Here is an 8,099-nt window from a genome sequence, read left to right as displayed (position 1 = left end):
GCCCGCGCGCCCGCCCGCGCCCCCGACGCCCTCTCGCCGGGCGGCCCGCCGGTTCCTTCCGGCCCGCCGCCCGGCGAGGTGCCGTATCCGGCGACAGGACGGATCCGCGGCGGGCCATGCCTATCCTGGGTGCTTCGCGGTCGCGGGCACCGGCCGTGGCACCACGCGTAGGCACCGATGGCCCGGAGGCACGACCCTTGACCACCCAGCCGATCCCTGTCGTCGTCCTGGCCGGGTTTCTCGGGGCGGGGAAGACGACCCTGCTCAACCATCTGCTGCGCGGCGCGCGCGGCACCCGGATCGGGGTCATGGTCAACGACTTCGGCGACATCGGCATCGACGCCATGACCGTCGCCGGCCAGGTCGGCTCCACCGTCTCCCTCGGCAACGGCTGCCTGTGCTGCGCGGTGGACGCGAGCGAGCTCGACACGTACCTGGAGGTGCTGACCCGCCCCGAGCTGCGCCTGGACGTGATCGTGATCGAGGCCAGCGGGCTCGCCGAGCCGCAGGAACTCGTCCGCATGCTGCTCGCCAGCGACAATCCGCGGGCCGTCTACGGCGGCCTCGTCGAGGTCGTCGACGCCGCCGAGTTCACCACGACCCGCACCCGGCACCCGGAGACCGACCGTCATCTGGCCGTCGCCGACCTCGTCGTCCTCAACAAGGCCGACCGGGTGGCACCGGCGGAACTGGCGGGCATACGGGAGACGGTCGCCGGCCTCGCGACGCGGGCCGCGGTCGTCGAGACGGCCCACGGGCGGATCGATCCCGAGCTGCTCTTCGACCGGGTGGTGCCGGACGACGAGATCGCCGGGCAGATGTCCATCGAGGACATCCTGTACGGGGACGAGGACACGCACGCCCATCCGCACGCCGCGTACGACACGGTCTCGCTCGGTACGGCCGTCCCGCTGCACCCGCGCCGTCTGATGGCCTTCCTGGACACCCGCCCCGAGGGCCTCTACCGCGTCAAGGGCTTCGTCGACTTCGGCGCGGCCGATCCGGAACACCGGTACACCGTCCACGCGGTGGGCCCTTTCCTGCGCTTCTTCCCGGAGCCGTGGCCGGCGGGCGAGGAGCGGCTGACGCGGCTCGTCCTCATCGGCAGGGGAGTCGACGCCGGCGCGCTGCGCGGGGAGCTGGCCGGCTGCGAGCAGAACGGCGCGGAGGACGAGCCCGACGAGCAGAGCATGTGGGGCGTGCTGCGGTACGTGCCCCAGCCGGACGAGGCCCCGGTCCCGTAGACCCCGGACGCGTCCCGTACGGCCACGGACGACGCCCCCTGGACCCGCGCGGGTCCAGGGGGCGTCGTCCCGAGCGGACTCAGCCGATCGGGCCGGCCAGGACCGCCACCGGCTTCGCGAGCGGTGTGCCCGAGCCGTCGCGGCGCGGGTCCAGGTCCGGAAGGTCGACGGGAGTGCCGTTCGTCTGGGCGGCGTGTGCCGGGGTGGCGCCCGCCCAGGCCAGGATCAGCAGGTCCTCGCCCTTCAGGAAGCGCTGGCAGCGCACACCGCCGGTCGCGCGGCCCTTGCGCGGGTACTGGTCGAACGGGGTCAGCTTGGCCGAGGTGGCCTCCGAGGCGTCCAGCGTGCCGGTGGCACCGGCGACCGTGAACACCACCGCGTCCGCCGCCGGGTCGACCGCCGTGAAGGACAGGACCTCGGCGCCCGCCGACAGCTTGATGCCCGCCATACCGCCCGCCGGGCGGCCCTGCGGCCGTACCTGGGAGGCCTGATAGCGCAGCAGCTGGGCGTCCGAGGTGATGAAGACCAGGTCCTCCTCGCCGGTGCGCAGTTCCGTCGCGCCGACGATCCGGTCGCCGTCCCGGAGGGTGATGACCTCCAGCTCCTCCTTGTTCGCCGGATAGTCCGGCACCACGCGTTTGACCACACCCTGGAGCGTGCCGAGCGCGAGGCCGGGCGAGGACTCGTCGAGAGTGGTCAGACAGAGCACCGTCTCGTCCGGATCCAGGCTCAGGAACTCCGTGACCGGGGCGCCGCCCGCCAGGTTCGGCGCCGCGGCCGTGTCCGGCAGCTGCGGGAGGTCGATCACGGCGATCCGCAGCAGCCGGCCGGCCGAGGTGACCGCGCCGACCTCGCCGCGCTGGGTGGCCGCCACCGAGGAGACGATCACGTCGTGCCTGGCGCGCTTGCCGTCGTGCGCGTCCGGCAGCTCCTCGGTCACCGTCCGGGCCAGCAGTCCGGTCGAGGACAGCAGCACCCGGCACGGGTCGTCCGCGACCTCCAGGGCCATGGCCGGGGCCGTCTTCGGCGAGCCCGCCGACTCCAGCAGGACCGTGCGCCGGTCGGTGCCGAACTTCTTCGCGACGGCCGCCAGCTCCGCCGACACCAGCTTGCGCAGCTCCGCGTCGGATTCGAGGATCTTCGTCAGCTCGTCGATCTCGCCGGTCAGGCGGTCGCGCTCGGACTCCAGCTCCAGCCGGTCGAACTTGGTGAGCCGGCGCAGCGGGGTGTCCAGGATGTACTGCGTCTGGATCTCGCTGAGCGAGAAGCGCTCCATGAGGCGCTGCTTGGCCTCGGCGGAGTTCTCGCTCTCCCGGATGAGCCGGATGACCTCGTCGATGTCGAGGAGCGCGACGAGCAGGCCCTCGACCAGGTGCAGCCGGTCGCGCCGCTTGCCGCGGCGGAACTCGGAGCGGCGCCGGACCACGGAGAAGCGGTGGTCGAGGTAGACCTCCAGGAGCTCCTTGAGGCCCAGCGTGAGCGGCTGGCCGTCGACCAGCGCCACGTTGTTGATGCCGAAGGACTCCTCCATGGCGGTCAGCTTGTACAGCTGCTCCAGGACCGCCTCCGGCACGAAGCCGTTCTTGATCTCGATGACCAGGCGCAGACCGTGGTTGCGGTCGGTGAGGTCCTTGACGTCGGCGATGCCCTGGAGCTTCTTCGAGCCGACCAGGTCCTTGATCTTGGAGATGACCTTCTCGGGGCCGACCGTGAAGGGCAGTTCGGTGACGACGATGCCCTTGCGGCGCGCCGTCACGTTCTCGATGGTGGTGGTCGCGCGGATCTTGAAGGTGCCGCGGCCGGACTCGTACGCGTCGCGGATGCCGGACAGGCCGACGATCCGGCCGCCGGTGGGCAGGTCGGGGCCGGGCACGAAGCGCATCAGCGCGTCCAGGTCCGCGCTCGGGTGGCGGATCAGGTGCCGGGCGGCCGAGATCACCTCGCCCAGGTTGTGCGGGGGCATGTTGGTCGCCATGCCGACCGCGATGCCCGAGGCGCCGTTGACCAGCAGGTTCGGGTACGCGGCGGGGAGCGTGACCGGCTCCTGCTCCTGGCCGTCGTAGTTCGGGGCGAAGTCGACGGTGTCCTCGTCGATGGACTCCGTCATCAGGAGTGCGGCCGGGGCCATCTTCGACTCCGTGTACCGCATGGCGGCCGGCGGGTCGTCGTTGCCGAGCGAGCCGAAGTTGCCGTGGCCGTCGACCAGCGGCAGGCGCATGGAGAACGGCTGCGCCATGCGCACCATCGCGTCGTAGATCGACGCGTCGCCGTGCGGGTGGAGCTTGCCCATGACTTCGCCGACCACGCGCGCGCACTTCACGAAGCCGCGCTCGGGCCGCAGGCCCATCTCGCTCATCTGGTAGACGATGCGGCGCTGTACGGGCTTCATGCCGTCGCGGGCGTCGGGCAGCGCGCGGGAGTAGATCACCGAGTACGCGTACTCGAGGAAGGATCCCTGCATCTCGTCGACGACGTCGATGTCGAGGATGCGCTCCTCGAACGCGTCGTCCGGCGGCGGTGTCTTCGTGCTGCGGCGGGCCATCGCGGCTGTGGCTCCTTCACCAACATGGGTTGATCTGACGCGGACCATTGTGGACCGTGCCACGGACAATGCCGACCGCGACCCGGAAGAGGGACATCCGACGAGGACGGGAACTTCGCGAGGTGGCGGCGCGCTTGCATACAGTGGCAGGACTTTTTCCCGATCGCGATCGAAGGGATGTACATGCCCATGGGTCACACGGCCGAGGCCGAGGCCGGCTCCGGCGGCCTGACAGCGACCGAGCACCGGCTGGCCAACGGCCTGCGCGTGGTGCTCTCCGAGGACCACCTGACCCCGGTCGCCGCGGTCTGCCTCTGGTACGACGTCGGCTCGCGCCACGAGGTCGCGGGCCGCACCGGCCTCGCCCACCTCTTCGAGCACCTGATGTTCCAGGGCTCGGGCCAGGTGAAGGGGAACGGCCACTTCGAACTAGTGCAGGGCGCCGGCGGCTCGCTCAACGGCACGACGAGCTTCGAGCGCACCAACTACTTCGAGACCATGCCCGCGCACCAGCTGGAGCTCGCGCTCTGGCTGGAGGCCGACCGCATGGGCTCGCTGCTCGCCGCCCTGGACGACGAGTCCATGGAGAACCAGCGCGACGTCGTCAAGAACGAGCGCCGCCAACGCTACGACAACGTGCCGTACGGCACCGCGTTCGAGCGGCTGACCGCTCTCGCGTACCCCGACGGGCACCCGTACCACCACACCCCGATCGGCTCGATGGCCGACCTGGACGCGGCCACCCTCGAGGACGCGCGGAGCTTCTTCCGCACGTACTACGCGCCGAACAACGCGGTGCTCTCCATCGTCGGCGACATCGACGCGGAGCAGACCCTCGCGTGGGTCGAGAAGTACTTCGGCTCGATCCCCGGCCACGACGGCAAGCCCGCGCCGCGCGACGGCTCGCTGCCGGACGTCATCGGCGAGCAGCTGCGCGAGGTCGTCGAGGAGGAGGTCCCGGCGCGCGCGCTGATGGCCGCCTACCGGCTGCCGCACGACGGCACGCGCGCGTCCGACGCGGCCGACGTGGCCCTGACCATCCTGGGCGGCGGCGAGTCCTCCCGTCTCCACAACCGGCTGGTCCGCCGCGACCGTACGGCCGTCGCCGCGGGCTTCGGGCTGCTGCGGCTGGCCGGCGCTCCGTCGCTCGGCTGGCTGGACGTCAAGGCCTCCGGCGGCGTCGAGATCCCCGCGATCGAGACGGCCGTCGACGAGGAGCTGGCCCGGTTCGCCGCCGAGGGCCCGACGCCCGAGGAGATGGAGCGCGCCCAGGCCCAGCTGGAGCGCGAGTGGCTGGACCGGCTCGGCACGGTCGCGGGCCGCGCCGACGAACTGTGCCGGTACGCGGTGCTGTTCGGCGACCCGCAGCTCGCGCTGACCGCCGTGCACCGGGTCCTCGACGTCAGCGCGGAGGAGGTCCAGGAGGTCGCCCAGGCCCGCCTGCGCCCCGACAACCGCGCCGTGCTGGTCTACGAACCGGTGGCGGCCGACGGCGCCGACGACAGCGACAGCGACCAGGAAGAGGGAGCGGACCAGTGACCGACGCCGCCGCGCCTTTGGCGACCATGACGTTCCACCCGCAGCCCCGGCCGGGTCTCGCCAAGCCCTGGGCCTTCCCGGCCCCGGAGCGCGGCACGCTCGACAACGGCATGACGGTGCTGCGCTGCCACCGCCCCGGCCAGCAGGTGGTGGCCGTCGAGATCTCCCTCGACGCCCCGCTGGACGCCGAGCCCGCCGGCCTGGACGGCGTGGCCACGATCATGGCCCGGGCGCTGTCCGAGGGCACCGCCCAGCACTCCGCCGAGGAGTTCGCCGCCGAGCTGGAGCGCTGCGGCGCCACCCTCGACGCGCACGCCGACCACCCCGGCGTCCGGGTCTCCCTGGAGGTCCCGGTCTCCCGGCTGCCCAAGGCGCTCGGCCTGCTCTCCGAGGCCCTGATCGCGCCCGCGTTCGCCGAGTCCGAGATCGAGCGCCTGGTGGGCAACCGCCTCGACGAGATCCCGCACGAGACGGCCAACCCGGGCCGCCGGGCCGCCAAGCAGCTCTCCAAGGAGCTGTTCCCGGCCGGTTCGCGGCTGTCCCGGCCGCGCCAGGGCACCGAGGAGACGGTGGCGGCGATCGACGCCGCGGCCGTGCGTGCCTTCTACGACGCGCACCTGCGGCCCGCCGCGGCCACCGCGGTGGTCGTCGGCGACCTGACGGGCGTCGACCTGGACAAGATGCTCGCCGAGACCCTGGGGGCCTGGAGCGGCGCGCCCGCCGCGCCGCGCCCCATGGCGCCCATCACGGCCGACGACACCGGCCGCGTCGTCATCGTGGACCGTCCCGGCGCCGTCCAGACGCAGCTGCTCATCGGCCGCGTCGGCGCCGACCGCCACGACCGGGTGTGGCCGGCCCAGGTGCTCGGCGCGTACTGCCTCGGCGGCACGCTCACCTCCCGGCTCGACCGCGTCCTGCGCGAGGAGAAGGGCTACACGTACGGCGTGCGGGCCTTCGGCCAGGTGGTGCGTTCCGACGCCGAGGGGAACGGCGCGTCGATGCTCGCCATCAGCGGCTCGGTCGACACGCCGAACACCGGTCCGGCGCTCGACGACCTGTGGAAGGTGCTGCGCACCCTGGCCGCCGAGGGTCTGACGGACGCCGAGCGCGACGTGGCCGTGCAGAACCTGGTGGGGGTGGCCCCGCTCAAGTACGAGACGGCGGCCTCCGTCGCGGGCACGCTCGCCGACCAGGTCGAGCAGCACCTCCCGGACGACTTCCAGGCGCAGTTGTACGCGCGGCTGGCCGAGACGGGCACCGTCGAGGCGACCGCGGCCGTGGTCAACGCCTTCCCGGTGGACCGGCTGGTCACCGTGCTCGTCGGTGACGCGGCGCAGATCGAGGAGCCGGTGCGGGCCCTCGGCATCGGCGAGGTGACCGTCGTCACCGGCTGATCCGGCGACACCATCGGCGATGCCACCGGCGCGGCGCGTCCGGCCGGCTGACGAGGACCCTGACGACCCGGTTCGTCAGGGTCCTTCCGTATGTCCGAATTGACGGGCTGTGAGGCCGAATGCCCTGTGGCATGAATAACAAAGAGCCGAGTCTGTTTGGTGATGGACAGATGATCGGCCTAGCGTCGATGCGGCTGTCCGACCTGTACGACGCCGCGCCCGCGGCACCGGGCAGCCATCGCCGAGTCCCCGTCAGGCGCGAGCCTGGGGAGCCGGGGACCCACATGTCCCTGGGGTGAATCGGACGCCTTCGCCGCGCGGAGGGGCCCGTAGGAGACCTTCCTGCTCCGAACCCGTCAGCTAACCCGGTAGGCGAGAGGGAAGGAAAGGACCAGCCTTTTCATGGCGTTCACCCGTGCCACCGGGAAGCATCGTGCTCCGAGCCGGATGGCGCGCCGCGGCGCGGGCATCGCCGGCGCGGCGACCCTCGCCGGTGCCGGCGTCATCGGCTCTCTGGCCTCCCCGGCGCTCGCCGCCGAGGCCGTCGAGGACGGCTCCCTGGAGGACACCGGTCTCACCCGGGTGGTCACGGACGAGTCCCTCGCCCGGCACGTCGACGCCCAGGCCTCCGCCCAGGAGAAGCAGGCCTACGAGGCCGCCGCCCGCGCCAAGGCCGCCGAGGAGGCGAAGCGCAAGGCCGAGCTGCGCGCCAAGGAGATCCGCGAGGCCAAGGAGCGCGCCGCCCGCGAGGCCGAGCGCAAGCGCCTCAACTCCTTCCAGCTCCCGGTCGCCGGCTCGTACGTCTCCACCGGCTACCAGACCGGCGGCGCGCTGTGGTCCTCCGGCCACCACTCCGGCATCGACTTCCACGCCGCGTACGGCACCAAGGTCGTCTCCGTCAGCTCGGGCACCGTCGTCGAGGCGGGCTGGGGCGGCGCGTACGGCAACAACATCGTCATCCGGATGAACGACGGCACGTACACCCAGTACGGCCATCTCTCCGCCCTGCGCGTGTACGTCGGCCAGAAGGTCACCCCGGGCGAGCTGATCGGCATCTCCGGCTCCTCCGGCAACTCCACCGGCCCGCACCTCCACTTCGAGGCGCGCAGCAGCGCCGAGTACGGCTCGGACATCAACCCGGTCTCGTACCTGCGGTCCCGCGGCGTCGCCCTCTGACGGCGGCACCCCCGGACCACGCGTCGAAGCCCCGGCTCGTCCGAGCCGGGGCTTCGGTGTGTCCAGGGCTCGCCGGCGCCGTCAGGGCTGCCGGGGGCTCCGGGCGCGGACACGCGAAGAGCCGCGTCCTCCGCGGGCGCGGGGGTGATCCGTATCCCGTAGGGGCGGCTGATCCGGCCGAGTGTGTCGTGGAGCCATCGCGTG

At 72.4% G+C, this 8,099-nt stretch carries 5 protein-coding genes and 1 riboswitch; of the genes, 4 read left to right on the top strand and 1 reads right to left on the bottom strand.

Annotated features, from left to right (window positions below):
- The first annotated feature begins 197 nt into the window (after positions 1–197).
- A complete protein-coding gene (locus tag ABZ693_RS35665; RefSeq protein WP_359885654.1) occupies positions 198–1,244 on the top strand; it encodes a CobW family GTP-binding protein in 1,047 nt (348 codons plus the stop codon).
- 79 nt (positions 1,245–1,323) lie between these two features.
- Here ABZ693_RS35665 and ABZ693_RS35660 read toward each other — a convergent pair whose 3' ends face one another.
- Positions 1,324–3,786: a DNA gyrase/topoisomerase IV subunit A gene (locus tag ABZ693_RS35660; protein WP_359885653.1), complete on the bottom strand. Its 2,463-nt coding sequence runs from the start codon at positions 3,784–3,786 to the stop codon at positions 1,324–1,326.
- 183 nt (positions 3,787–3,969) lie between these two features.
- Here ABZ693_RS35660 and ABZ693_RS35655 point away from each other — a divergent pair, with 183 nt between their 5' ends.
- The 3 genes from ABZ693_RS35655 (at position 3,970) to ABZ693_RS35645 (ending at position 7,895) form a co-directional block, all read left to right on the top strand.
- On the top strand, positions 3,970–5,325 hold the full coding sequence (locus ABZ693_RS35655) for a M16 family metallopeptidase (protein ID WP_359885652.1): 1,356 nt from the start codon (positions 3,970–3,972) through the stop codon (positions 5,323–5,325).
- A complete protein-coding gene (locus tag ABZ693_RS35650) occupies positions 5,322–6,719 on the top strand; it encodes a M16 family metallopeptidase (RefSeq protein WP_359885651.1) in 1,398 nt (465 codons plus the stop codon). Before ABZ693_RS35655 ends, ABZ693_RS35650 begins: the two co-directional genes overlap by 4 nt.
- Positions 6,720–6,948: 229 nt before the next feature.
- Positions 6,949–7,109: riboswitch (cyclic di-AMP (ydaO/yuaA leader) on the top strand.
- Positions 7,110–7,121: 12 nt separating this feature from the next.
- The gene (locus ABZ693_RS35645; RefSeq protein ID WP_359885650.1) at positions 7,122–7,895 is read left to right on the top strand and encodes a M23 family metallopeptidase; all 774 of its coding nucleotides are present in this window, start codon (positions 7,122–7,124) and stop codon (positions 7,893–7,895) included.
- Positions 7,896–8,099 lie beyond the last annotated feature (204 nt).

Origin of the sequence: Streptomyces laurentii, from assembly GCF_040635425.1 — a bacterium.
GTDB classification, from domain to species: domain Bacteria; phylum Actinomycetota; class Actinomycetes; order Streptomycetales; family Streptomycetaceae; genus Streptomyces; species Streptomyces laurentii.
This window is presented reverse-complemented; position numbering and strand designations above follow the sequence as displayed.

Coding starts and splice junctions, on each gene's coding strand:
- ABZ693_RS35660 (WP_359885653.1), bottom strand. CDS start 3,786: ATGGCCCGCCGCAGCACGAAGACACCGCCGCCGGACGACGCGTTCGAG.
- ABZ693_RS35655 (WP_359885652.1), top strand. CDS start 3,970: ATGCCCATGGGTCACACGGCCGAGGCCGAGGCCGGCTCCGGCGGCCTG.
- ABZ693_RS35645 (WP_359885650.1), top strand. CDS start 7,122: ATGGCGTTCACCCGTGCCACCGGGAAGCATCGTGCTCCGAGCCGGATG.